Annotated in this window: 26 protein-coding genes; 15 read left to right on the forward strand and 11 right to left on the reverse strand. The window is 73.8% G+C overall.

The window, feature by feature from the left end:
• The first annotated feature begins 57 nt into the window (after positions 1 to 57).
• A complete protein-coding gene (locus Sdagh_RS05135) occupies positions 58 to 735 on the forward strand; it encodes a uracil-DNA glycosylase (protein WP_190011084.1) in 678 nt (225 codons plus the stop codon).
• 19 nt (positions 736 to 754) lie between these two features.
• Here Sdagh_RS05135 and Sdagh_RS05140 read toward each other — a convergent pair whose 3' ends face one another.
• Positions 755 to 1,846: a WD40/YVTN/BNR-like repeat-containing protein gene (locus Sdagh_RS05140; RefSeq protein WP_190077840.1), complete on the reverse strand. Its 1,092-nt coding sequence runs from the start codon at positions 1,844 to 1,846 to the stop codon at positions 755 to 757.
• A gap of 102 nt (positions 1,847 to 1,948) precedes the next feature.
• The gene (locus tag Sdagh_RS05145) at positions 1,949 to 3,571 is read right to left on the reverse strand and encodes an acyl-CoA dehydrogenase family protein (protein ID WP_189422048.1); all 1,623 of its coding nucleotides are present in this window, start codon (positions 3,569 to 3,571) and stop codon (positions 1,949 to 1,951) included.
• Positions 3,572 to 3,643: 72 nt separating this feature from the next.
• On the opposite strand from Sdagh_RS05145, the gene Sdagh_RS05150 reads away from it, so the two are divergent.
• Positions 3,644 to 4,375: a PaaX family transcriptional regulator C-terminal domain-containing protein gene (locus tag Sdagh_RS05150; protein ID WP_189422047.1), complete on the forward strand. Its 732-nt coding sequence runs from the start codon at positions 3,644 to 3,646 to the stop codon at positions 4,373 to 4,375.
• Between the two features lie 145 nt (positions 4,376 to 4,520).
• Here the strand turns inward: Sdagh_RS05150 and Sdagh_RS05155 are convergent, their stop codons facing one another.
• Positions 4,521 to 5,951: a nucleobase:cation symporter-2 family protein gene (locus Sdagh_RS05155; protein ID WP_190077826.1), complete on the reverse strand. Its 1,431-nt coding sequence runs from the start codon at positions 5,949 to 5,951 to the stop codon at positions 4,521 to 4,523.
• 182 nt (positions 5,952 to 6,133) lie between these two features.
• On the opposite strand from Sdagh_RS05155, the gene Sdagh_RS05160 reads away from it, so the two are divergent.
• The 3 genes from Sdagh_RS05160 (at position 6,134) to Sdagh_RS05170 (ending at position 8,169) form a co-directional block, all read left to right on the forward strand.
• On the forward strand, positions 6,134 to 6,571 hold the full coding sequence (locus Sdagh_RS05160) for a MerR family transcriptional regulator (RefSeq protein WP_189422045.1): 438 nt from the start codon (positions 6,134 to 6,136) through the stop codon (positions 6,569 to 6,571).
• On the forward strand, positions 6,568 to 7,548 hold the full coding sequence (locus Sdagh_RS05165) for an NAD-dependent epimerase/dehydratase family protein (RefSeq protein ID WP_189422044.1): 981 nt from the start codon (positions 6,568 to 6,570) through the stop codon (positions 7,546 to 7,548). Before Sdagh_RS05160 ends, Sdagh_RS05165 begins: the two co-directional genes overlap by 4 nt.
• Positions 7,549 to 7,716: 168 nt before the next feature.
• Positions 7,717 to 8,169: a DUF6214 family protein gene (locus tag Sdagh_RS05170; RefSeq protein WP_189422103.1), complete on the forward strand. Its 453-nt coding sequence runs from the start codon at positions 7,717 to 7,719 to the stop codon at positions 8,167 to 8,169.
• Between the two features lie 16 nt (positions 8,170 to 8,185).
• Here Sdagh_RS05170 and Sdagh_RS05175 read toward each other — a convergent pair whose 3' ends face one another.
• A complete protein-coding gene (locus Sdagh_RS05175) occupies positions 8,186 to 8,845 on the reverse strand; it encodes a DUF305 domain-containing protein (protein ID WP_189422043.1) in 660 nt (219 codons plus the stop codon).
• 190 nt (positions 8,846 to 9,035) lie between these two features.
• Here Sdagh_RS05175 and Sdagh_RS05180 point away from each other — a divergent pair, with 190 nt between their 5' ends.
• Positions 9,036 to 10,538: an LVIVD repeat-containing protein gene (locus Sdagh_RS05180; protein WP_189422042.1), complete on the forward strand. Its 1,503-nt coding sequence runs from the start codon at positions 9,036 to 9,038 to the stop codon at positions 10,536 to 10,538.
• Here Sdagh_RS05180 and Sdagh_RS05185 read toward each other — a convergent pair.
• The 4 genes from Sdagh_RS05185 to Sdagh_RS05200 all read right to left on the reverse strand — a co-directional run bounded on the left by Sdagh_RS05185 (position 10,526) and on the right by Sdagh_RS05200 (position 13,539).
• Positions 10,526 to 11,194: a TetR/AcrR family transcriptional regulator gene (locus tag Sdagh_RS05185; RefSeq protein ID WP_189422041.1), complete on the reverse strand. Its 669-nt coding sequence runs from the start codon at positions 11,192 to 11,194 to the stop codon at positions 10,526 to 10,528. The genes Sdagh_RS05180 and Sdagh_RS05185 overlap by 13 nt on opposite strands.
• A 156-nt stretch (positions 11,195 to 11,350) precedes the next feature.
• Positions 11,351 to 12,061 (reverse strand): HAD family hydrolase, encoded by a 711-nt coding sequence (locus Sdagh_RS05190; RefSeq protein WP_189422040.1) that lies wholly within the window; start codon positions 12,059 to 12,061, stop codon positions 11,351 to 11,353.
• 10 nt (positions 12,062 to 12,071) lie between these two features.
• A complete protein-coding gene (locus Sdagh_RS05195; RefSeq protein ID WP_189422039.1) occupies positions 12,072 to 12,776 on the reverse strand; it encodes a phosphatase PAP2 family protein in 705 nt (234 codons plus the stop codon).
• A 220-nt stretch (positions 12,777 to 12,996) separates the two neighbouring features.
• A complete protein-coding gene (locus tag Sdagh_RS05200) occupies positions 12,997 to 13,539 on the reverse strand; it encodes a DUF5134 domain-containing protein (RefSeq protein ID WP_189422038.1) in 543 nt (180 codons plus the stop codon).
• Positions 13,540 to 13,791: 252 nt separating this feature from the next.
• On the opposite strand from Sdagh_RS05200, the gene Sdagh_RS05205 reads away from it, so the two are divergent.
• A complete protein-coding gene (locus Sdagh_RS05205) occupies positions 13,792 to 15,543 on the forward strand; it encodes an FUSC family protein (protein ID WP_189422037.1) in 1,752 nt (583 codons plus the stop codon).
• On the forward strand, positions 15,540 to 16,097 hold the full coding sequence (locus Sdagh_RS05210) for a MarR family winged helix-turn-helix transcriptional regulator (protein WP_189422036.1): 558 nt from the start codon (positions 15,540 to 15,542) through the stop codon (positions 16,095 to 16,097). The genes Sdagh_RS05205 and Sdagh_RS05210 overlap by 4 nt, the downstream gene beginning before the upstream one ends.
• 115 nt (positions 16,098 to 16,212) lie before the next feature.
• Here Sdagh_RS05210 and Sdagh_RS05215 read toward each other — a convergent pair whose 3' ends face one another.
• Positions 16,213 to 16,605: a VOC family protein gene (locus Sdagh_RS05215; protein WP_189422035.1), complete on the reverse strand. Its 393-nt coding sequence runs from the start codon at positions 16,603 to 16,605 to the stop codon at positions 16,213 to 16,215.
• A gap of 88 nt (positions 16,606 to 16,693) precedes the next feature.
• Here Sdagh_RS05215 and Sdagh_RS05220 point away from each other — a divergent pair, with 88 nt between their 5' ends.
• A complete protein-coding gene (locus tag Sdagh_RS05220; RefSeq protein WP_189422034.1) occupies positions 16,694 to 17,245 on the forward strand; it encodes a GNAT family N-acetyltransferase in 552 nt (183 codons plus the stop codon).
• Positions 17,246 to 17,260: 15 nt separating this feature from the next.
• Here the strand turns inward: Sdagh_RS05220 and Sdagh_RS05225 are convergent, their stop codons facing one another.
• Complete coding sequence (locus tag Sdagh_RS05225; protein WP_189422033.1) at positions 17,261 to 17,944, reverse strand: glycerophosphodiester phosphodiesterase; 684 nt, start codon at positions 17,942 to 17,944, stop codon at positions 17,261 to 17,263.
• 217 nt (positions 17,945 to 18,161) lie between these two features.
• Here Sdagh_RS05225 and Sdagh_RS05230 point away from each other — a divergent pair, with 217 nt between their 5' ends.
• From Sdagh_RS05230 to Sdagh_RS05245, 4 genes are all read left to right on the forward strand, one after another.
• Positions 18,162 to 19,559, forward strand: a complete 1,398-nt coding sequence (locus tag Sdagh_RS05230) for a DUF6421 family protein (protein ID WP_189422032.1) — start codon at positions 18,162 to 18,164, stop codon at positions 19,557 to 19,559.
• A gap of 47 nt (positions 19,560 to 19,606) precedes the next feature.
• Entirely contained in the window at positions 19,607 to 20,374 is a 768-nt protein-coding gene (locus tag Sdagh_RS05235; RefSeq protein WP_189422031.1) for an SDR family NAD(P)-dependent oxidoreductase, read from the forward strand.
• Positions 20,371 to 21,444, forward strand: a complete 1,074-nt coding sequence (locus Sdagh_RS05240) for a threonine aldolase family protein (RefSeq protein ID WP_190077827.1) — start codon at positions 20,371 to 20,373, stop codon at positions 21,442 to 21,444. Before Sdagh_RS05235 ends, Sdagh_RS05240 begins: the two co-directional genes overlap by 4 nt.
• Before the next feature lie 80 nt (positions 21,445 to 21,524).
• Positions 21,525 to 22,118 carry a transglutaminase domain-containing protein gene (locus Sdagh_RS05245; RefSeq protein ID WP_189422029.1) on the forward strand — a complete coding sequence of 198 codons (594 nt, stop codon included), beginning with the start codon at positions 21,525 to 21,527 and terminating at the stop codon, positions 22,116 to 22,118.
• Between the two features lie 22 nt (positions 22,119 to 22,140).
• On the opposite strand, the gene Sdagh_RS05250 is transcribed toward Sdagh_RS05245, so the two are convergent.
• On the reverse strand, positions 22,141 to 22,869 hold the full coding sequence (locus Sdagh_RS05250) for a lysophospholipid acyltransferase family protein (protein ID WP_189422028.1): 729 nt from the start codon (positions 22,867 to 22,869) through the stop codon (positions 22,141 to 22,143).
• 205 nt (positions 22,870 to 23,074) lie between these two features.
• Here Sdagh_RS05250 and Sdagh_RS05255 point away from each other — a divergent pair, with 205 nt between their 5' ends.
• Together Sdagh_RS05255 and Sdagh_RS05260 are read left to right on the forward strand one after the other, a co-directional pair.
• Positions 23,075 to 23,440: a TlpA family protein disulfide reductase gene (locus Sdagh_RS05255; RefSeq protein ID WP_226534714.1), complete on the forward strand. Its 366-nt coding sequence runs from the start codon at positions 23,075 to 23,077 to the stop codon at positions 23,438 to 23,440.
• Between the two features lie 134 nt (positions 23,441 to 23,574).
• Positions 23,575 to 24,093 carry a flavin reductase family protein gene (locus Sdagh_RS05260; RefSeq protein ID WP_189422027.1) on the forward strand — a complete coding sequence of 173 codons (519 nt, stop codon included), beginning with the start codon at positions 23,575 to 23,577 and terminating at the stop codon, positions 24,091 to 24,093.
• The last annotated feature ends 189 nt before the right edge of the window (positions 24,094 to 24,282 follow it).

The raw sequence follows: 24,282 nt of genomic DNA on the forward strand, positions 1-24,282 counted from the left end.
CCCGCACCGCCCGTTCCCGGACGGCGGCCCGTCCGTGCGCCAGTAGAGTGACTCCCCGTGGCACCACGACCTCTCCATGAACTCGTCGAGCCGGGCTGGGCGAAGGCCCTGGAACCGGTGGCCGAGCGCGTCGCCGCGATGGGCGACTTCCTCCGCGCGGAACTCGCGGCCGGGCGCACCTATCTGCCGGCCGGACCGAACGTCCTGCGCGCCTTCCAGCAGCCCTTCGACGACGTGCGCGTCCTGATCGTCGGACAGGACCCGTACCCCACCCCCGGGATGGCGATCGGGCTGAGCTTCGCCGTCGCCCCCGAGGTGCGCCGGCTGCCGGGCAGCCTGATCAACATCTTCCAGGAGCTGCAGAGCGACCTGGGCCTGCCCCGCCCCTCCAACGGCGACCTCACCCCGTGGACCCGGCAGGGCGTGCTGCTGCTGAACAGGGCGCTGACGACGCGACCGAACAGCCCCGGCTCGCACCGGGACAAGGGCTGGGAAGAGGTCACCGAGCAGGCCATCCGCGCACTCGCCGAACGGGACAAGCCGCTGGTCTCCGTCCTGTGGGGCCGGGACGCCCGCAATCTGCGCCCGCACCTCGACCGCTACCCGGTGATCGAGTCCGCGCACCCCTCGCCCCGCTCCGCCGACCGCGGCTTCTTCGGCTCCCGGCCGTTCAGCCGCACCAACGACTTCCTCGCCCGCCAGGACGCCGAGCCGGTGGACTGGCGGCTGCCCTGACGGACGGTCCGGGCGGCGGTCAGCCCAGCACCGCCGCCCGCACGCACAGCACGTCCGGCAGGTGTGCGGCCAACTGCCGCCAGGTGTCGCCGTCGTCGGCGGACGCGTACAGCTCGCCGTTGCGGTTGCCGAAGTACACGCCGGCCCGGTCACCGGTGTCCTCGGCGGTGCACAGGGCGTCGCGCAGCACCGGGCCGTAGTGGTCCTCGCGCGGCAGCCCCGCCGTGAGCGGTTCCCAGCCCCTGCCCGCGTCCGAGGTCCGGAAGACCCGGCAGCGCCGGTCGGCCGGGACGCGGTCCGCGTCGGCGTTGACCGGAAACACGTACGCCGTGCCGCCGCGCCGGGGATGCGTCGCCATCGCGAAGCCGAAGGTGGACGGCAGGCCCGCGCCGATGTCCGTCCAGTGCGCGCCCGCGTCGTCGCTGCGGTACACCCCCCAGTGGTTCTGGAGGTACAGGCGGTCGGGGTCGGCCGCGTCCCGGGCCACCTTGTGCACGCACTGGCCGAACTCGGGGTGCGGGTCGGGCAGGAACACCGCGGAGACACCGGAGTTGGACGGGGACCAGCTCGCGCCGCCGTCGGTGGTGCGGAAGACGCCCGCGGTCGAGACGGCGACGGTGACCGCCCGCGGGTCGCGCGCGTCGGTGAGGACGGTGTGCAGGCCCTCGCCCCCGCCACCCGGCACCCAGCGGGCGCGGGTGGGGTGCTCCCACAGCGGCCGGACCAGCTCGAAGCTCTCCCCGCGGTCCTCCGACCGGTACAGCGCCGCCGGTTCGGTGCCCGCCCAGACCACGCCGGGCTCGGCCGCGGAGGGGTGCAGCTGCCACACCCGCTCCAGCGAGGCGCCGGTGTCCTCGGGGAACCGCACGGCCGGCCGGGGCGGCTCGGTCCAGGTGCGGCCCAGGTCGTCGGAGTGGAACACCGACGGTCCCCAGTGCGCGCTGTCCCCGCCGGCCAGCAGCCTCGGGGTGTCCCCCCGGGTGTCGACGGCGACCGAGTACACGGCCTGCGCCGTGAAGTACGGGTCCGCGTCGAAATCCCAGACGCCACCCCGGCGGCGCCCGAGGAACAGGCCCTTCCTGGTGCCCACGGCCAGCAGTACCTCGGTCATGCCGATCACCTCCGCGGCGTCCCCGTCGACGCCTTCGTCCCGGATGCGGCCAGTCTGCACCCCACCACTGACAACGGCCCCCGAGAACGGCGTCCAGGCAGGTCAGCGCGGCAGGGCGCGGTCCAGGACGGCACCGGTGGCGACGCCGTCGGGCAGGGTGCCGAAGGAGTGCCCCCAGTCGCCGCCGAGCCGGCTCGCGCAGAAGGCGTCGGCGACCGCCGCCGGGGCGTACCGGACCAGCAGGGACGCCTGGAGGGTGAGCGCCATCAGTTCCACGAGGCGGCGCGCACCGGACTCGGCGGCGCCGCCCAGGCGCTCCTTCAGCCGGACCACGGCCGCGTCCAGCCGGGCGTCCGCGCCCCGGGCCAGGGCCAGCTCCCCGAACAGGGCGTCGGCGGTCCGGGGGTCGCGGCCCAGCGCCCGCAGCACGTCCAGGGCGTTGACATTCCCCGAGCCCTCCCAGATCGACAGCAGCGGGGCCTCGCGGTAGTGCCGGGGCATGCCCGACTCCTCCACGTAGCCGTTGCCGCCGAGGCACTCCAGGGCCTCCGCGGTGAACGCCGGACCGCGCTTGGTCACCCAGTACTTGCCGACGGCCGTCGCGATCCGCCGGAACACCGCCTCCCCGGCGTCCCCGCGCACCGCCCGGTCGGCGGCCCCGGCCAGCCGCAGCGTGAGCGTCGTCGCGGCCTCCGACTCCAGCGCGAGGTCGGCCAGGACGTTGCGCATCAGCGGCTGGTCGATCAGCCGGGCGCCGAACGCGGCGCGGTGCCGTACGTGGTGCCCGGCCTCCACCAGGGTCTTGCGCATCAGCGTCGCCGAGGCCATCACGCAGTCCAGCCGGGTGCAGTTGACCATCTCGATGATCGTCTTGACGCCCTGTCCCTCCGGCCCGACCAGCCACGCCACGGTCCCGTCGAACTCCGGCTCCGAGGAGGCGTTGGAGCGGTTGCCGAGCTTGTCCTTCAGGCGCTGGACGCGGAAGGTGTTGCGGGTGCCGTCCGGCAGCACCCGGGGCACCAGGAAGCAGGAGAGGCCGCCGGGCGCCTGGGCCAGCACCAGGAACAGGTCGCACATCGGGGCCGACGTGAACCACTTGTGCCCGCGCAGCGTGTACACGCCGGACTCCGCGGTCGGCGTCGCCGCCGTGGTGTTGGTCCGGACGTCGGAGCCGCCCTGCTTCTCCGTCATCCCCATCCCGGCCAGCAGGCCCCGCTTCTCCGCGGGCGCCCGCAGCCCCGGTTCGTACTCCCGTGAGGTGAGGCCCGGCTCGTACAGCTTCGCCAGGTCGGGCCGGCGGCGCAGCACGGGCACGGCCGCGTACGTCATCGACGTCGGACAGCCGTGCCCGGCCTCCGTGTGCCCCCAGACGAGGCCGCCGGCGGTCCGTGCGACGTGTGCGCCGGGCCGGTCGTCCGCCCAGGGCGCCCCGGCCAGCCCCGCGCCGACCGCCGCCCGCATCAGGTGGTGCCAGCTCGGGTGGTACTCGACCTCGTCGATCCGGTGGCCGTACCGGTCGTGGCTGCGCAGGACGGGCGCGTGCAGGTTGGCCAGCTCGCCCCACTCCTGGGCCTCGGTCGAGCCCGCCCGCAGGCCGAGGCGCCGCAGCTCCTCCTCGGCCCATCCGGCCCCCTCCCGGCGCACCCCCACCAGCAGGGCGGTGTCCTCGGCGGCGTCGTAGGGGGCGAGGGGCGGCGGCTGGTTGGTGACGTCGTGGGTCGTCATGAGTCGAGTGTTGCACTGTGTCTACGGACGCAGCAATACTGCAACACGCGGACGCCCGTACAGTACGGAGCCATGCGGATCGACGACCCTGTGCCCGGCGGTGACCTCGTCCCGCGTCCGCTGTCCGCGCGGTCGGTCCTGCTCAGCCTGCTGCTCGGCAGCCATCCGCCCGAGCTGCCGGCGCGGGAACTGGTGCGGCTGGCGGAGCGCTTCGACGTGGGCGGCTCCACCGCGCGGGCGGCGCTGAGCCGGATGACGGCCGCCGGCGACCTGCGGCGCACGGACACCGGCTACCGGATCGGCGACCGGCTCCTGGAGCGGCAGCGCCGCCAGGACGAGGCGGTACGGCCGCACACGCGCGCGTGGGACGGTGACTGGGAGCTGGTCGTGGTCACCGCCGGCGGCCGGAGCCCCGCCGCGCGCGCCGACCTGCGCGCCCGCCTCACCGCCCTGCGCCTCGCCGAACTGCGCGAGGGCGTCTGGCTGCGCCCCGCCAACCTGCGCCGCGCGCTGCCCGCCGGGCTGGACGCGGTGGCCGAGCGCGGCACCGCGCGCCCGGCCCGCCCGGCGCGGGCCCTCGCCGCGGAGCTGTGGCCGCTGGACGCCTGGGCCGCGACGGCCCGCGCCCTGCTCGGCCGCGTCGAGGACACGGACCGCCCGGCCGGCCGCCTCGCCGCCTTCGCGGCCGTCGTCCGCCACCTGCTCGCCGACCCGGTCCTCCCGCCGGCCCTCCTCCCCGCCGACTGGCCGGGCCCGGCCCTGCGGGACGCCTACACCGCCTACCAGCGGGAACAGGCGGCCTAGGCCGGACCGGACCGGTGAGGGCCTGTCGTTCGGATCACGCCGCGGACGCGGGGCCTGGCACGCGCACCTGCCGCGTTGTCGTCACTCGCCGACGCTCCGCGTCGACTCCCTGTTCCGCCTTGCGTCCGCACGCACCAGGCCCCGCTCACCGGCGCGAGGAAGGCGCAGCCGATTCCCCGCGACCTGATCCGAACGACAGGCCCTGGGTCCGGGCGGCCGTCCCGGCGGGCTCGGTGGGGACGCCCGCCGCCGGTTCCCCGGCCCCGGCGGCGAACCGCCCCGGGAGGTGGTTGAAGAGCAGGTTCAGCACGATCGCCGTCAGGCACCCCGCGCTGATGCCGCTGTGCATCACCGTCTGGAACCAGGCCGGGAACGCGTCGTACACGGTCGGCACCCCGACCGGCAGCAGGCCGACCGCCAGCGACACGGCCACCACCGTGAGGTTGTGGTTGCCCTCGAAGCCGGCCTCGGAGAGGGTGCGCAGCCCGCTCGCCGCCACCGTCCCGAACATCACCAGGCCCGCCCCGCCGAGCACCGGCGCGGGGATCGCCGCCACCACCGCGCCCAGCTTGGGCAGCAGGCCGAGCAGCACCAGCATCCCGCCCGCCGCGGCCACCACCCAGCGGCTGCGCACCCGGGTCATGCCCACCAGGCCGACGTTCTGCGCGAAGGCCGTGTACGGGAAGGTGTTGAAGACCCCGCCGAGGACCGTGGACAGTCCGTCGGCGCGCAGCCCGTCCGCCAGGGAGCGTGGCTCGGCCTTCCGGCCGGTCATCTCGCCGACCGCGATGAAGTCGCCCGCGGTCTCCGTCATGCACACCAGGGCCACCACCAGCATCGAGACGATCGCCGACGCCTCGAAGACCGGCGCCCCGAAGTGGAACGGCGTACTGATCCCGACCCAGCCGGCGTCCGCGACCCCGCCGAAGTCGGTGAACCCGAACGGCACCGCGACCACCAGCCCGGCCGCGATGCCGATCAGCACCGCGATCCGGCTGAGGAAGGCCGGCGCGAACCGCTGGACCGCGAGCACCACGACGAGGACGAACGCCGCGAGCCCCAGATTCCCCGGGTCACCGAAGTCCGCCGCGCCCGAGCCGCCCGCGACCCAGTTGCCCGCCACCGGCATCAGCGAGACGCCGATGATCAGGATGACGGTGCCCGTCACCAACGGCGGGAAGAACCGCAGCAGCCGCCCGAAGACCGGCGCCAGCAGCATGATCGCCAGCCCCGCGACGATCACCGCGCCGTAGATCGCGGGCAGCCCGCCGCCGGTCGTCCCGATCATCACCATCGGGGACACCGCGGCGAACGTGCAGCCCTGCATGATCGGCAGCCGTACCCCGAACCGCCAGAAGCCGACGCACTGGATCAGGGTGGCGATGCCGCAGACCAGCAGGTCGGCGGTGATCAGGTACGCCAGGTCTGCCGGCGGCAGCTTCATCGCCCCGCCCACGATCAGCGGGACGGCCACCGCACCCGCGTACATGGCCAGGACGTGCTGGAGGCCGAAGGCGGCCAACTGGCGTACGGGTGGTATCGCGTCGACGGGGTGCACGGGCGTGGACGTGGCCATGGGCGCTCCTGGGCTGCGGAGTGGGGACGGGACGGGGCACACGTGGGGGAGGTGCCGACAGCCAGTGACCGTAAGCGCCTTGAACAGTTTGTTGATTTCCGCCGTGTTGCCGCCGTGTGTCCGCGTGGACGGCCGGCCGGCGGCCTTGACCTCAAGCGCTTGAAGTGTGTTCTGCTGACGCCATGGCGACCTTCACCATTCGGGACGTATCCCGGCGTAGCGGGCTGAGTGAACCCACGCTGCGCTACTACGAGGACGTGGGACTGATCGGCCCGGTGGACCGCGACGGGACCAGCGGACACCGGCGGTACCGGCAGGACGACCTCGACCAGCTGGACATGCTGGCCTGCCTGCGCGCCGCGGGCGTCGGCATCGGGGACATGCGGACCTACATGGCCAACCGGGCCCGCGGCCGGGCGGCGGCGGCCGAGCAGCGCGATCTGCTGCTGCGGCACGCGCGGCGGGCCGAGGAGGAGCTGGCCGCCCAGCGGGCCCGGCTCGACTACCTGCGCGAGAAGGCGGCGATGTGGGACGCCCGGGACCGCGGCGACGCCGTCGCCGAGGCCGAGGCGACCCGACGCGTGATGACGGCGGCGGGCCGTCTGGAAGGGGCGGCATGAGCAAGGCACTTGTCACCGGCGGATCCGGATACCTGGCGACGCACCTGATCGCCGCGCTGCTGCGGGAGGGCAGGGAGGTGCGCGCCACCGTCCGCTCGACGGCCGCCCGCGAGGCGGGGCTGCGCGCGGCGGTGCGCCGCGGCGGCGCCGACGACGGCGGTCTCGAGGTCGTCGCCGCCGACCTGATGAGTGACGACGGCTGGCCCGCGGCACTGGCCGGCTGCGACGAGGTCCACCACGTCGCCTCGCCCATCCCGGTCCGGCAGCCGAAGGACCCGGACGAACTGATCGTCCCCGCCCGCGAGGGCGTGCTGCGGGTGCTGCGCGCCGCCCGGGACGCAGACGCCCGGCGCACCGTCCTCACCTCGTCGTTCGCGGCGGTCGGCTACTCGCCCAAGCCGGACGCCGAGTACACCGAGGACGACTGGACCGACCCCGGCACCCCGGGCCTCGCACCGTACCCGCGCTCCAAGGCGATCGCCGAAAGGGCCGCGTGGGACCTGATGGAACGCGAGGGCGGCGACCTCGAACTCGTCACCGTCAACCCGACGTTCATCCTCGGGCCCACCCTCATCACCGAACTGCGCTCCTCGACCCAGCTCGTCAAGTCGATGCTGGACGGGACGACGACCGCCGTGCCCCGTCAGTACTTCGGGGTCGCGGACGTCCGCGACGTCGCGGACCTGCATCTGCGCGCGATGGCCGCGCCCGGCGCCGCGGGCCGCCGGTACCTCGCCCTGGCGGACGGTCCCGCCATGAGCTTCCTCGACCTCGCGCGGACCCTGCGCAGCCGGCTCGGCGAACGGGCCGCGCGGGTCCCGTCCGAGGAGGTCCCGGGACCGGAGCCGAGACGTCCGGTCATCCACAACGAGCGGGCCCGGAAGGAACTGGGCTGGGTCCCGCGCCCCGCCGGGACGACGATCGTGGAGACCGCCGAGAGCCTGGCGGAACTCGGCCTCCTCGCGCCGCGGGGCTGACCGGACGGGCCCGCCGGTCCGCTGACGGAGTGCCGCGCGGGACACCCGGCGCGTGTCCGTTCGTATGGAATGTGATCATGCGGTTACGTTCCGGGGGTGCCCGAACCCACCCGTGTCCCTCGTTCCCTCCGGCTCTGCGACCGCTGCCCGCAGGACGGCGAGGTCACCGTGCGGCACGCGTGGAACGTCCGCGCGGACGGCTCCCTCGCCTCGTGGTTCGACGTCCGGCTGGTCTTCGCCGACGGCGCGAGCGTCGAGGCGCTGGCCGTGGTGTCCCCGGAGGGCGTCGGCCTGGAGGACGTACGGGCCCGGCCGGCCCTCGGCCTCGACGACCTGGCACTGCTCGGGGAGTGGCTGGAGGACCCCCTCGCCGAGGCGTGCGGGGCCGCCCGCGCCGACGGCGCACCCGCCGCCGTACGGCATGCCCGGCCCGCCGTACGGCCGTCCGGCGCGGAGACGCCGCCGATGGTGGCGCGGGAGTACCGGACCGCTCAGGAACGCGGCGCGGACCCCGTCCTCGCGGTGATGCGGGCGACCGGGGAGAGCCGGCGCGGGGCGCTGCGGCTGATCGGCCGGGCCCGGGACGCGGGCCTGCTCACGCCGCGTCACCTGCGGCGCTGACCGGAGCTCCGGCCGGTCAGAGCATCTCCCGCATCCGCGCGATCTCGCTGGTCTGCTGTGCGACCACGTCGTCGGCCATCTCCTCGATCCGGACGTTGTTGCCCTGCGCCTTCACGTCCGCGGCCATGGTGATCGCCCCCTGGTGATGGGTGATCATCAGGGTGAGGAAGAGCTGGTCGAACGCGGTGCCCCGGGCCGCGCGCAACTGCTTCAGCTGCGCGTCGGTCGCCATCCCGGGCATCGTCGCGTGGTCGTGCGCGCCGCCCGTCGCCGTCTCCGCCTTGCCGTGCTCCTTCAGCCAGCCCCGCATGGTGGCGATCTCCGGCTCCTGCGACGCGGCGATCCGTTCGGCGAGGCGCCTCACCTTCTGCGAGGCGGCGTGCTCGGGCGCGAGGTCCGTCATCACCAGCGCCTGGGCGTGGTGCTGGATCATCATGCGCGCGTACTCGACGTCGGCGGAGTTGGGGGAGTCGTCGTCGGCGCGCTGCGCCTCGGCGTCCCGCGCGGACAGCGTGCGGTTGTCCTCGCCCGGCCTGCCGGGCGCGATCACCGAGGGGCCGGAGGACGTGGCCGCGTCGGACTTCCCGCCAAAATCGCAGGCCCCGAGCCCCAGCACGGCCAGGGCGGTCAACGAGACCGTGACGAACGAGGCGCGGGACGCGGGACGGAAGGGCACTACGACCTCCTGGAACAGCCGGGGCGGGGGACACCTCGTGAGTGTCGTGACCGTCCTAGCACGCTTCCGCGCGCCAGTGATCAAAAAACTTCATTACGAGTCTGTTGCCCCCTGTTGGTATGAGCATGGCGACGACGATACTGCGGGGTGCGTACACCGTTCCCCCGCGAACGGAACCAGGGAGGAAGCAGTGATCCTGTTGAACGACCCGAGAACACGGCGCAGACGCCTGGGAGTTGCCACGGCGGCCGCCGGGCTGCTGGCCGCGCTGCTCACCGCGTCACCGGCGGCGGCGACCCCCGACCCCGGGGACGGGCCGGCCGCGACGAAGGGGGTCTCCAAGAGCGCGCGGGCCGAGGCGGCCGAGGCGATAGCGAGCGGCGAGATACCCGGCCAGGACGAGATCGTCCACTCGGCCAACCTGGAGCACCTCGTCAACGTCCCCAAGGACGTCCTGCCGGGCACCAACTCGGACCTGGCCTTCCAGGGGAAGTACGCCTTCGCCGGCAACTACGACGGCTTCCGCGTCTTCGACATCAGCAACCCGAAGAAGCCGAAGACCGTCTCCCAGGTGCTCTGCCCGGGCTCGCAGAACGACATCTCCGTCTCCGGCGACCTGCTGTTCCTGTCGACCGACTCCTCGCGCAGCGACGACAGTTGCAACAGCACCACCCAGCCGGTGACCGAGAAGTCCTCCTGGGAGGGCATGAAGGTCTTCGACATCAGCGACGTGCGCAATCCGAAGTACGTCGCCGCCGTCGAGACCGCCTGCGGCTCGCACACCCACACGATCGTGCCCGAGCGCCGCGACGTCTACGTCTACGTCTCCTCGTACTCGCCGAACGCCGCGTACCCCGACTGCCAGCCGCCGCACGACGGCATCTCGGTCATCAAGGTGCCGCGCAGCGCCCCCGAGAAGGCGGCGGTTGTCGGCTTCCCGGTGCTGTTCCCCGGTGAGGGCCCCGACGGCGGCGGCAACCCGGGCGCGCCGACCAACCCCGGGGTCACCAAGACCACCGGCTGCCACGACATCACCGTGCTGCCCTCGAAGGACCTGGCGGCCGGCGCCTGCATGGGCGACGGCATCCTGTTCTCCATCAAGGACCCGGAGCACCCGAAGGTCATCGACCGCGTCCAGGACAACGTCAACTTCGCGTTCTGGCACTCCGCGACCTTCAACCAGACCGCCGGGAAGGTCGTCTTCACCGACGAGCTGGGCGGCGGCGGCGCGGCCACCTGCAACGCGGAGATCGGCCCGAACCGCGGCGCCGACGGCATCTACGACATCGTCGGCAAGGGCGAGAAGAGCAAGCTCGTCTTCCGCAGCTACTACAAGATCCCGCGCCACCAGGCCGACACGGAGAACTGCGTCGCCCACAACGGCTCGCTGATCCCGGTCAAGGGCAAGGACCTGATGGTCCAGGCCTGGTACCAGGGCGGCGTCTCCGTCTGGGACTTCACCGACTCCTCGAAGCCGAAGGAGATCGCCTACTTCGAGCGCGGCCCGCTGAGCACCGAGACGATGGTGACCGGCGGTTCCTGGTCGGCGTACTACTACAACGGCTACATCTACTCGAACGACATCGCCAAGGGCTTCGACGTGCTCAAGCTCAGCGACCGGCGCACGGACCCGGCCAAGAGGGTCCGGCTGGACGAGCTGAACGTCCAGACGCAGCCGGACTACTTCGACTGATCCTCGGCCCCGGTCGGGAAGAAACGCGACAGATCGCTGTCGCACGTCCCGCCGGGCGCCCCGGCGTCCGGCGGGACCCCCATCTCCCACTCCAGTCCGTACCGCGCGAACAGTTCGGCGCGCAGGACGGGGACCGGCATCGGCGCCCCCGGCATCAGAGCGGCGTACACGGCGCCCATCAGCAGGGCCCGCAGCATCGGATAGTCCCGGTCGACGTCCCGCGAACCGTGCCGGGCGACGGTGTCCCGCAGCAGCTCGGCCAGCCGCCGCTGCTCCGGACACGGCACGAAGCCCTCGGCGTGCAGCAGCCCCGCCATGTGCTGGCGCATCAGCACCGGCCGCAGCCGGGCCAGTCCGAGGATCGCGTCGATGGCCCGCGCCATCCGCTCCCGCCCGTCGGCGGTGCGCGGCTCCCGCTCCAGGGCCTCCTCCAGCGTGCGGTGCATCAGCCGGTGCACGGCCGACTGCACCAGCTCGCGCTTGCCGGGGAAGTAGTACGAGATCAGCCCCCGCGCCGCCCCGGCCCGGTCGGCGATGTCGCCCAACGTCGTGGCGGCGTACCCGCGTTCACCGACCAGCTCGACGGCGGCCCGCAGCAACCGCTCCTGCGAACGTCTGCGCAACTCTTCATTGACCGAGGCGCTCCGCGGGGACATCCTGTAACTCCTGCGTTGACTGGCTGCCAGCCAACTATACTCGGCGCAGCGGGCCCGCCCACGAGGCCGGGCCCGTCCCGCCCACCTGGGCGACGCGGGGGATCGCCCAGGTGGGCACCCCTCCCCGGATATGGTTGCCTCGGGCTATGGATCCGTTCAGGACGACTCAGCGGCCCGCCACGGTACGAGGCCGAGCACGGGGCGCAGTCCCGCCGGGCGTTCGGCCACCGGCAGATGGTCCACGAAGTGAACCCCGCAGCCGAGGGCCGCGGCGCCGCCGTCCGCCCTCCGGTCGTCACCGACCATGAGGGTGCGCGCCGGGTCGGCGCCGAGCGCCGCGCAGGCGAGGGCGAACAGCCGGGGGTCCGGCTTGCGGATGCCGTGCTCGTAGGAGAGGACGTACGTGTCCACGTAGGGAGCGAGGCCGTGCTCACGGAAGACCGGGCGCGGGTCCCAGCCGATGTTGCTGACGACGCCGACCGCGATCCCGCGCTCCCGCAGGGTGCGCAGCACCTCGGCGGCGTCGGGGTAGGGGCGCCACGCGGCCGGCGTCATGTGCCGCTCGTACAGCGCGTCGTGCAGCTCCGGGGCGGGCAGCGGCACCCGGCGGGACAGCCCCGTGTACGCCGCGCGGTGCAGTTCCGGTGTCTGGTCGCGCAGTTCCCACACCGCGGCCAGTTCCTCGGGAACCCGCAGCGGGGCGGGGCCGCCCGGCAGTGCGCCCGCCTCCTCCAGCGCCCGCGCCGTGCGCGTCAGTTCCGCCTCGGAGAGCGGGACGCGGGCGTCGGCGAGCACGGCGCGCAGCCACGCCGCGCAGGACTCGACGCGGAAGAGGGTGCCGGAGAAGTCGAAGAGGACGGCGGTCATGCCGGGCATCCTAAGAGGCGGCGGCCCCGGGGGAGGGGGTCCGGGCCGGGCGCCACCGCCGGTGGGCCGCCACCGCCAGGCACACCACCAGCGCGCCCATGACCCAGCCCGCGACCACGTCCGTGGTCCAGTGGACGCCGAGCCAGATCCGGGTCAGGCCGACGCCGGCCACCGAGACCACGGCCGGCGCGAGCGCGGCGGCCCGCGCGGCGGGGGCGGCGCCGTACCGGCGCAGCAGCCAGAGCAGCAGGCCGCACACCACCGTCGCCGTCATGGCGTGGCCCGACGGGAAGGCGGCGTAGTGGGCGCTGTCCACGGGGTCGGGCCAGACCGGCCGTTCGCGGCCCACCGAGGCCTTCAGCACCTGCTGGAGCAGGGCGGTCAGCGCGACGGTCGCCCCCAGCCACAGCGCCGTCCACCAGGCGTCGCGGCGCAGCCCCAGCCAGAGTGCGACCGCCGCGCACAGCAGGCGCATGGTCCAGGGGTCCCACACCCAGTCGGTCAGGACCCGGAAGGCCTGGGTCAGACCGGTCCGCTCGATCGCCCAGCGGTGCGTGGTGCGGGCGATCCGGGTGTCCAGGTCGATCAGCGGGCGCCACTCGGCGGCGACCAGGACCAGCAGCAGCGCCGAGCACACCCCCAGAGTCCAGGCGAGGCCGAGCGCGGCGCGGGACCGCGGGGGGCGGGGCGGGGAGTCGAGGTGCGGCGTCTGCATGCCGAGATCCTCGCCGACACGGTGGCCCGGGGGCCAATTGCGGTGGCCGGGGCGTCGGTACGAGGGGGCGCGGGGGCGCGGGGGCCGGGTCAGGCGGTCGAGGACGCGTGCGGGGTGGGCCGAGGGCCGGGTCCGGCGGTCGAGGACGCGAGGCGGGCCGGGGGCGGGTTCCGGCGGCCGGGCGCGTCGGGGAGGCCGGGCGGCCCGGGGCGAGCGGCGTTCACATGGTGGCCAGCATCGCCACCATCGCGATCCCCATCGACAGCCGGCACGCGCGGGCCAGTTCCGGGCGGTCGCCCCACCCGTCGGCCGTGCCTCCCGCCGCCACCGCGGGCACGGGCACCAGGCGCGCCCCGGCCAGCAGCACGTACCCGGCGAAGTACAGCAGCAGCGCGCCGGTGAGCGGGGGGACGCCCGAGCCGCCGTGGCCGTGGGCGGGGGAGCCGGCCATCACCAGGGACATGTAGACCATCGCCCCGGTGCCGACCAGATGGTGCAGATGGTGCCGCCCGCCCCGGGCCGCCCACAGCGCCCGCAGCCCGGCCGCGCCGAACACCGCCGCGCAGGCCGGCCAGGCCCACGCCGGCGGGGTGAACACGGCCGCCGGCACGGCCATCGCGGCCATGCCGAAGCCCATGAGCGCCTCGCCGCCCGCCGCGCGGCGCTGCTCCTCGACATCGCTGCGCATCCGCAGCAGGCAGTAGGCGCCGGTCGCCGCGCACAGCGCGACCAGCAACCAGCCGGAGGACGCCGGTCCGTGCACGCGCACCCCCTTGCTCGCGCTCGACAGCCGGTCGCCGGCCACCGGCCACTGGTCACCGGTGACGGCCGGTCATCGGCCAGAGGTCCTTGTCGGCCATGGCATGCCCTGCGCATGCGGCGCGCACGCAAGCGCGCGGGGGCATCCAGGGGGCAGACGACGGAGCGCGCGACCACCCCGAGCCGTATCCCCCCACGGACCGGCCCCGCGAGCCGAGCAATCTTTTACAGATAAAACACCTGTTAATCTATGGATATGAGCAGTGCGACCCCCACCCCCGGCACCCCCCGCAGCCGCCGTCTCCCCCTGGCCGGCGCGCTGCGTCCGCGCCGGCCCTCCGACATCTGGTTCAAGCCCGCGCTCAGCTCCGTCGCCTCGCTCGCCCCGCCCAACCTCACCCTGCTGGCCCTCGGCCGCCTCGACCTGGCCATGTACACGATGGCCGGGTCCATGTGCGCCCTGTACGCCCACAACCGCCCCTACGCCGCCCGCGCCCGCACCCTGCTGTGGGTGATCCTCGGCATGGTCGGCGGCCTCGCCGTCGCCCTGGTCGCGGCGTCGCTCACCGACAGCGCGGTCGTGCTGGTCGCCGTGGGCGCCGTCCTGGCCGCCGCGCAGAAGGTGCTCTGCGACGCCACCCGCGTCGGCCCGCCGAACAACGTCGTCCTCACCTTCATCACCTCCGCCGCCCTGTTCGTGCCGCAGACCCTCGGCCAGATCCCCGGGCACATCGGCCTCGCCCTCGCCGCGGGCGCCTGGGCCTGGGTGGTCGGCATGGCCCCCGGCCTGGTCCGCCCGCACGGCCCCGAGCGCCGCGCCACCGCCGCCGCCCTGAACGCCGCCGCCGCGTACGCCGCCACCGGCGGCACCGGCGACGGCCACGCCCCTGCCCGCGCCGCCGGATACGCCGCCGTCCAGGCGGCCTGGCAGACCCTGCTCGCCGTACCGGCCGCCGGTGCCCGCGCCGCCACCCGGCGCGCCCTGGAACGGCTCGTCGTCCGCGCCGAGGTCGCGCTCGCCGCCCCCGCCGACGCCGACCCGGACCTGCTCCGCGGCTGGGCCCGCGACCTGCGCGGCACCGGCCGCGTCCCGCGTACCGGGGACCGCCGCGCCGACACCGAGGAAATGGCCGGCGTCGAGGCGGAACTCGCCGCCCGGCCCACGCCGCTGCGGCGACGGCTCGGCCCGCTCGCCCCCGTCGGCGTGCGCACCGCCCTGGGCTGCGCCCTCGCCGGCTGGGCCTCGCTCGCCCTCGGCGTCGGCCGCCCCTACTGGGCCCTGGTCACCGCCGCGGCGCTCTACCAGACGAACCTGACCCTCACCTGGAGCCGGACCGTCCAGCGCGTGGTCGGCAACGTCGCGGGGGTGCTGGTCTTCGCCGTGGTCGCCCCGGTCGCCCACCTCCACCAGGTGCTTCTGGTGCTGTTCTGCCTGGCCTGCGGCTTCGGCGCCGAGGCGTTCATCAGCCGCAACTACTGGCTGGGCAGCGTCTGCGTGACCCCGATGGCCCTGCTCGTCACCGAGTTCGCCCGCTACCAGGATCCCGGCGAGCTGATCACCGAGCGGGTCCTGGACACCGTGGTCGGCGCCGCGGTCGGCTTCCTCGCCGCCATGGCCGTCACCAACCGGCGCGCCGCATCCCGGGTCGAGGAGGCGCTCACCGCGGTCGACCGCGCCCGCGAGCACGCCGCCCGCCTCCTGGCGGACCCCGGCCCCGCGCCCGCCGCGCTGGACGCCGCCCGGCGCGCCCTGGCGTCCGCCCTGACCGAACTGCGGGCCACGGCCGACGCCGCCGCGGGCGAGTGGTGGCAGCGGGCCCTGCCCCAGGAGAGGGTCGTGCTCGCCGAGCAGGCCGGACACCGTACCCTCGCCGCTACGGTGCGCCGGCGCACGGCGGACGCGGACCGGGACGCGGGGGAGCCGTACGCCGACCGGAGCGCGGGCCCCGCGGCCGGCACCACCACCGGTACGGCGACGGGCACGACAACGGAGGACACGAGGCCATGACGGCAACCGACCGGCCATCGGCGGGCAGTGACGACACGGCGGGGCCGGCGCGGGGCGACACCGTCGCCGGCGTCGTACGGCAGTGGCAGGCCGTCCACCCCGGCCTCGACACCGGCCCCATGGAGATCATCGGCCGGATCAACCGCTGCGCCGCCCTCCTCCAGCAGGCGGAGGACGCGCCGCTGCGCCGGATCGGTCTCAGCCGCCCCGAGTTCGACCTGCTCGGCGCGCTCCGCCGCACCGGGCACGAGCTGACCCCCGGCGAACTGGCCCGCGAGACGTTCTCCTCCGGCGCCGCCGTCACCAAGCGCCTCAAGCAGCTCTCCGGGCGCGGCCTGGTCGAACGCCGCGGCGACACCCGGGACCGCCGCGTCACCCACGTCCGCCTCACCGAGGCCGGACGCGCCATGGTGGACGGCATCCTCCCCGAACAGCTCGCCTACGAGACCGCTGCCCTTTCCGGCCTGGGCACCCCCGAGCGCGGTGAACTGGCCGGACTCCTCGGCGAACTCCTGGTCCAGCTGGAGGGCCGGCTGGGCGTGCCCAGGGTGTGAACCGCGCGGTCCCCGCCTGCCACCGCGCCCGGCTTCCTGACTGACTGGCTCCAGCTCCCCGGCTGTGAGAGTGCTCGTACTCGTCGCTCCCGGCCAGGGCGCTCAGACAAAGGGCTCAGATGCCCGGCCGGTAGCGCAGCGGATGGTCGGCGGGGATCTCCACCAGCACGATCCGTGTCCCGTCCGGGTCCTCGATCCACATCTCCACCAGGCCCCACGGCTCCCGTACCGGCTCCCGCACGATCGGCACGCCCTCGGCGCGCAGCTCCTCGTGGGCCGCCGCCGCGTCCTCGACCTGGAGCCAGAGGCGCAGCCCCGGGTCCGCGGGGGCCTCGGCCCGCCCGGAGACCTCCAGGAAGCCGCCGCCGAGGAAATAGACGGTGCCGCGTTCCGGGCCGGTGCCGAACTCGCGGTGGACGGCGAGGCCGAGCTGCCCGCCGTAGAACGCGCGGGAGCGGTCGGGGTCGACGGGGCGGAGCAGGACACGACTGCTGAGTACATGCACCATGCGTCCGCACCCTAACGCGGCCGGCGACGGGGGCGGCGCTAGGCTCAACGGTGCCCGCACCGCGCCAGCCGATCCGGAGACCCGCCCCATGGACACCGCCGCCGTCCCCGCCTCGACCGACCTGGTCTTCCGCGACGCCACCGCCGCCGATGTCGACGCCCTCGTCGAGCTGGTCGAGTCGGCGTACCGGGGCGACAGCAGCCGGGCCGGGTGGACGACCGAGGCGGACCTGCTGGAGGGGCAGCGGACCGACCCCGAGGGCGTGCGGGCCGTCATCGAGGCACCCGGCAGCAGGCTGCTCACGGCCGAGCGGGACGGCCGGCCGGTCGCCTGCTGCCAGCTGGAGCGCCGCGACGGCCACGCCTACTTCGGGATGTTCGCCGTCCGCCCGGGACTGCAGGGGGCCGGCCTCGGCAAGGCCGTCATCGCCGAGGCCGAGCGGCAGGCCCGTACGGTCTGGGGCGCGCGGGAGATGCACATGACCGTGATCACCGCGCGTGAGGACCTGATCGCCTGGTACGAGCGGCGCGGCTACCGCCGTACGGGCCGCACCAGCCCCTTCCCCTACGGCGACGAGCGCTTCGGCGTCCCGCTCCGCCCCGACCTCGCCTTCGAGCTGCTGGTCAAGGAACTGGACTGAACGGCCGCCCGGTGCTCAGGCCGTGAAGCGGCCCGTCCGCCCGAACTCCGGGAAGTCGGTGGTCACGCCGTCCAGGCCGAAGGCCCGCGCCAGCCGCAGCTGCTCCTGGGTGTTGACCACCCAGCCGATGATCCGCAGCCGGGCCGCGCGAGCCCGCTCCACCGTCTCCAGGGTGAGCCGGCGGATGTTCAGGCACACCGTCGCCGCGCCTGCCGCGACCGCGCGGTCCACGACGCCGGCGTCGTAGCGGCCGGCGATCAGCGCCGTCCGCACCCCCGGCACCAGCCGGCCGATCTCGGCGACCGCCTCGTCGTGGAACGAGGACACCTCCACCCGCCCGGCCCGCCCCCGCTCGTTCAGCACCCCGGCCAGCGCCCGCGCCGCCGCCACGTCCTTGATCTCGGCCTGCACCGGCAGCGACACGGCGTCGAGCACCTCCTCGAAGACCGGGACCCGCTCCTCGCGTCCCGCGTCGAGGGCGCGCAGCTCGGCGAGGGTCTTCCCGGCGACCGGGCCGGTCCCGTCGGTCGTGCGGTCCACGTCGGTGTCGTGCATGACGACGAGGGCGCCGTCCTTGCTCAGGTGCAGGTCCAGCTCGATCATGTCGAGCCCGGCCCGCTCGGCGGCGGTGAAGGAACGCAGGGTGTTCTCGGGCTCGACGCCCATGACACCCCGGTGACCGATGGTGAGGAAGTTCACGGAACGACTCGTTTCCGTCGGAGACCTACGGGGCGGCCGCAGCCTAACCGCCCGCTCCGGACGCGGCCTCTCACCGGACTCCTGCACGGTGTCCTACAGGAAAAAGTGCGGTGAAGGACGGGGTGGGGCAGGATAATTTGCTGAGGTTCCCCTTGCTGGGGGAAACCTTGATTGCATACGGTGTCCTTACGCGAGGTTCTCCCGTGGAGGATGGAACATGACGGAAATTCTTGTGCAGGCGGCTGTGGAGGAGCGGATTCCTCCGACGGACAGGGTGGTGGAGCACCCCGCGTGGCCCGTGCTCAAGGATGCCGTGGAGCGCATCCGGCCCTGGCAGTCCAAGGACGGCTCGATCGACTTCACCGCCGAGGGCGCCCCGGAGCGCACCGCCGCCGAGGACGCCGTACGGCAGGTCGCCGACGCCGTACGGGAGCTGTCCCCGTTGCTGCCGCACGACCGCGCGTACCACGAGGCCCTCGTGACGGACCTCGGCCGCTGGGCCGACGGCGGTTTCCAGGTGCCGGACTTCCTGGACTCGCTGCTGGCCTTCCAGCCCGCCGCGCACCGCGCCGACGGCCTCCAGCACCTGGTCGTCTTCCCCATGTACACGCAGAACGGCAACCCCGACCGCAACCTCGAAGCGGTCGTGCTGCGCATGGTCTGGCCCGACTGGCTGGCCGAACTGGAGCGCACCCGCTACGACAACCCGCTGTTCTGCGGGATCACCTTCGAGGACTTCACCTCGGGCTACGACACCAACTCCGCCGTCCTCTTCCCGGAGACCATCGCGGTGCGCGAGGCGCCCGAGCGGTTCTCCTGGGGCGGCATCTTCTGCGACCGCGAGGCCGCCCGCTTCCGCCGGGTCACCGCCGCCGCCGTCGACCTGCTCGGCCTGGAACTGCCCGAGGACGTCGCCGCCCTGGTCCACGACCAGAAGCGCTGCGAGGAGGCGTTCGTGCTCTGGGACATGGTCCACGACCGCACCCACAGCCACGGCGACCTCCCCTTCGACCCGTTCATGATCAAGCAGCGCCAGCCGTTCTGGATGTACGGCCTGGAGGAACTGCGCTGCGACCTCACCGCCTTCAAGGAGGCCGTGAAGCTCGCCGGCGAAGGCGTCCCGCAGGCCCGCGACGTACAGGTCGCGGTCCTCTTCGACCGCATGTTCCGCTTCCCGGTCACCGGCGAGCGGGTCCGCAACTACGACGGCCTCGGCGGCCAGCTCCTCTTCGCCTACCTGCACAAGCACGACGTCGTCCGCTGGACCGACAACAGGCTCTCGATCGACTGGGAGCGGGCCCCCGAGGTCACCAACCGGCTCTGCGCCGAGATCGAGACCCTCTACCGCGACGGCATCGACCGCCCCAAGCTCGTCCACTGGTTCGCCGGCTACGAGCTGGTCTCCGCCTACCTCGCCCCGCACCCCGGCTCCAAGTGGGCCAAGGGCCCCGACGCCCTCGACCTGAGCCTGCCGCCGCGCAAGCTGGTGGACGACGTGCTCCCGGACGAGTTTCCGCTGAGCATGTTCTACGAGGCGCTGTCCAGGAAACTGAAGAACGTGATCGCGTCGACGCGCGGCATCACGGCGGACGGCGCCGAGCGGGCCGCCGCGTGAGCGACGGCGCCGGCGGCGGAGAGAACAAGGTGCGGGAGGCGAGGAACATGGGGTCCGACACGGGGACCGGCGGGAACGGGACGCTCGACGGCGCGGTCGTCGCGGTGGCCGGCGCGGGCGGCCCCGCCGGACGGGCCGCGCTGCTGCGGCTCGCCGAGGCGGGAGCCACGGTCGTCGGCTCGGACCACGACCCGGAGAGACTGGCGGAGGCCGTGGACGCGGCCCGCTACGCGCACGGCGGCGCCACCGTCACCGGGGAGACGGTCGACCTGCTCGACCTGGACGCGACCCGTGCCTGGGCCGGCCGGATCGAGAAGGAGCACGGCCGGGTCGACGGCCTGGTCCACCTCGTCGGCGGCTGGCGCGGCAGCCAGACCTTCACCAGGACCGACCTGGACGACTGGGACCTCCTGGAGCAGCTCCTCGTCCGCACCGTCCAGCACACCTCCCTCGCCTTCCACGAGGGACTCCAGCGCAGCGACCGCGGCCGTTACGTCCTGATCAGCGCGGCGGGCGCCACGAAGCCGACCGCGGGCAACGCCGCGTACTCCGCCGCCAAGGCCGCCGCCGAGGCGTGGACGCTGGCCCTGGCCGACTTCTTCCGCAAGGCGGGGGGCGAGCAGGGGCCGACCTCGGCGGCTGCGATCCTGGTGGTGAAGGCGTTGGTGCACGACGCGATGCGCGCCGAGCGCCCCAACGCGAAGTTCGCGGGCTTCACCGACGTGCGGGACCTGGCCGAGGCGGTCGCCGGGGTCTGGGAGAAGCCCGCCGCGGAAGTGAACGGAACCCGTCTGTGGCTGACCGAGAAGCCGTGAACCCTCCCAGGACCGACGCCCGCCGCCGCCACGACCCCGCGGCCCGCGGTTTCGCCAGCGACAACTACGCCGGGGCCCACCCGGAGGTGCTCGCCGCCCTGGCCCTGGCCAACGGCGGGCACCAGGTCGCGTACGGCGAGGACGACTACACGGCCCATCTCCAGCAGGTGGTCCGCGGCCACTTCGGGCCGACGGCCGAGGCGTTCCCCGTCTTCAACGGCACCGGGGCCAACGTCGTCGCGCTCCAGGCGGTCACCGACCGCTGGGGCGCGGTGATCTGCGCCGAGAGCGCGCACATCCACGTCGACGAGGGCGGCGCCCCCGAGCGCGTCGGCGGCCTGAAGCTGCTCACCGTGCCCACTCCCGACGGCAAGCTCACCCCCGAGCTGATCGACCGGCAGGCGTACGGCTGGGACGACGAGCACCGAGCGATGCCGCAGGTCGTCTCGATCACCCAGAGCACCGAACTCGGCACCCTCTACACGCCCGAGGAGATCCGCGCGATCTGCGACCACGCCCACGCCCACGGCATGACCGTGCACCTCGACGGCTCCCGGATAGCCAACGCCGCCGCCTCCCTCGACGTCCCCATGCGGACCTTCACCAACGCGGCCGGCGTCGACCTCCTCTCCCTCGGCGGCACCAAGAACGGCGCCCTGTTCGGCGAGGCGGTCGTGGTGATCAACCAGGAGGCGGTACGCCGCATGAAGCACCTGCGCAAGCTGTCCATGCAGCTCGCCTCCAAGATGCGGTTCGTCTCCGTGCAGCTGGAGGCGCTGCTCGCCAAGGACCTGTGGCTGCGCAACGCCCGGCACGCCAACGAGATGGCCGGGCGCCTGGCCGAGGGGGTGCGGGCCGTGGACGGCGTCGAGATCCTCTATCCGGTGCAGGCCAACGCCGTCTTCGCCCGGCTGCCGCACGCGGTGAGCGAGCGCCTCCAGAAGCGGTTCCGGTTCTACTTCTGGGACGAGACCGCGGGCGACGTCCGCTGGATGTGCGCCTTCGACACCACCGAGGACGACGTGGACGCGTTCGTGGCGGCCCTGAAGGAGGAGATGGCCGTCCGGTAGACGCCTCCCAAACTGCATAGGTATGCGATCACCCGAAAATCTATTGACCTCGGGTGATCGCTTTCCTATGCTCTGCGGGCATGGAGCTGATCCAGGAGAACCCCGACCTGTCCGCCTATCTCGCCGTGGACGAGGTCATCGACCACGAACACCCGCTGGTCCGCGAGACGGCCGCGCACCTCGCCCGGGGCGCGGACGACTCGTATGACTATGCGCGCCGCGCGTTCGCGTTCGTGCGGGACACCGTGCCGCACTCGGCGGACGCCGGGGACCCGCGCGTCACGTGGCGGGCCTCCGACGTCCTGGAGCGGCGCACCGGCATCTGCCACGCGAAGGCCCACGCCCTGGCCGCGCTGCTGCGGGCCGAGGACATCCCGGCCGCGCTCTGCTACCAGCGGCTGCTGCACGACGACGGCAGCGGGTACGTGGTCCACGGACTGATCGCCGTACGGTTCAACGGCGCCTGGCACCGGCAGGACCCGCGCGGGAACAAGCCCGGCGTCGACGCCCGCTTCTCCCTCGCCGGGGAACGGCTCGCCTTCACCCCCGACCCCGCCGCCGGCGAGGCCGACCTCCCCGCCCTCCACGCCGCGCCGCACCCCGCCGTACTGGGCGCCCTGCGTGCCGCCACCGACCGGCCGCACCTGTGGCGGACCCTGCCGACGGCGCTCTGAAGGGCGGTCCGCCGAAGGACGGTCAGTGCGCCTCGGCCGCGCGGACCTGCTCCGGCGTGGGCGCCGTGCCGCCCAGGTGGGCCGGCATCCACCAGGTGTCGTCCGGACCCTTGGGGCGCACCGGGTAGGCGCGCTGGGCCGCCTCCAGCAGCTCGTGCACCCGCTCGCGCAGACGACGGGTGATGGCGCCCGCGTACTGCTCGCGCGTCGCCTCCATCGGCTCGCCGACCCTGATGGTCACCGGGATGTGGCTGCGCTTGAAGTTGCGCGGGTGGCCCTTGGTCCACAGCCGCTGCGTGCCCCACAGGGCCATCGGGACGAGCGGGACGCCCGCCTCCTGCGCCAGGCGGGCCGCGCCGGACTTGAAGCTCTTGAGCGTGAACGACTCGGAGATCGTCGCCTCCGGGAAGATCCCGATGATCTCGCCCGACCGGAGCGAGTCCAGGGCGTGCGCGTACGCCGCCTCGCCCTGGTCGCGGTCGACCGGGATGTGCTTCATCCCGCGCATCAGCGGACCGGAGATCCGGTGCCGGAAGACGGACTCCTTCGCCATGAAACGGACCAGCCGCTTCTGCGGCAGCGCCGCCAGACCGTTGAAGATGAAGTCCAGGTAACTGATGTGGTTGCTCACCAGCACCGCGCCGCCCGAGCGCGGGATGTTCTCCGAACCGCGGCAGTCGATCTTCAGGTCCCACGTCTTGAACAGGGTCCGGGCGAGACCGATGACCGGACGGTAGACGAGTTCTGCCATGGGCGGCGCGGACCCTTCCTTCTTGGCCTGGGAAGGGGACTCCCAGTAGGAACTTACGGAGCCGTAGGTTTACGGCTTGTCGCAGATCGTGCCCGAAGAACGAGCGGTGTACCAGCCCTCGTGCCCGTGGAGGGCGAGATTCTCGTCACGTCCCCGTTACCCGGCCGTGCGCCCTCTCGGGGAATCTTTCGCCGCCCCGCCAGCGCTGCACCGGGGAGAGTGGCCACGAGACGGGAGGGCGCGGGTGCGCGGGCGGGACGAGGACCGACGGCTGGACGCGGCCGACCTGCGGGCGGAGCTGGGGGAGCGGGCCACGCTGGTCCAGTTCTCCAGTGCCTTCTGCGCCCCCTGCCGGGCCACCCGGCGGGTGCTCGGCGAGGTGGCACGCCTGGTGCCCGGCGTCGCCCACGTCGAGATCGACGCCGAGGCCCGCCTGGAACTGGTCCGCGCCCTGGACGTCGTCGCCACCCCGACCGTGCTGGTGCTGGACGCCGGGGGCCGGATCGTACGCCGGGCCGCCGGGCAGCCCCGCAAGGCGGACGTGATCGCCGCCCTCGGGGAGGCCGTGTGACCCGCGACCGCCGGGGCGGGACGGTTCCGCAATCCGGAACGCCCGCTTGACGGTACGCACCGACTATCGTCAGCCTGACATTCGAGCCTCCGGCCCTCCCCGCCGGCCGGGGCGCGGCGAAGAAGGACGTACGCATGACGGTCACCCCCGACCTGGACCGCCTCCGCTCCGACGACTCCGGCACCTCGGATCTGCTGCGGTCCGTCTTCCGGCGGCACGCGGCGGGCGTCGCCGTGATCACCGCGCGCGGGCCCGCCGGTCCGGTGGGCTTCACCGCGACCTCCCTCGCCTCGGTCTCCGCCGAGCCGGCCCTGGTCTCCTTCGGCATCGGCACCGGGTCCTCCAGCTGGCCGGTGGTCGCCGAGACCGAGCACGTGGGCGTGCACATACTCGGCGAGCACCAGCAGGAGCTGGCCGCCACCTTCGCCCGCAGCGGCGCCGACCGGTTCGCGCCGCCCACCGCCTGGCGGGAGGGGCCCGAGGGCGTGCCGGTCCTGGACGGTGTCCTCGCCTGGCTGGTCTGCCGGGTCGCCGGCCGGGTCCCGGCGGGCGACCACCGCATCGTGCTGGCCGAGGTGCTCCTCGGCGACCCCACCGGCGACGGCCGGCCGCTCCTGTACCACCAAGGGCGCTTCGGCGGCCTGCGCGGCTGACCGGCTCCCGGCCCCGGCGGCACCGTCGGGTTCCGGTTACGCTGCGTTGCGAAGGTCACAGTTCAAAGCGCTTGCTCAGCGGGCATGAACTGGATGTACTGACGAGTAATATTTTGGGCGGGAGCGCAGGTCGCCCCGCCCGGGATCGGCCGCTTGGGGCGCCTATGCTGCCTGCAAGAGGCAGCACTG

This window comes from Streptomyces daghestanicus, from assembly GCF_020521275.1.
Classification (GTDB): Bacteria; Actinomycetota; Actinomycetes; order Streptomycetales; family Streptomycetaceae; genus Streptomyces; species Streptomyces griseoviridis.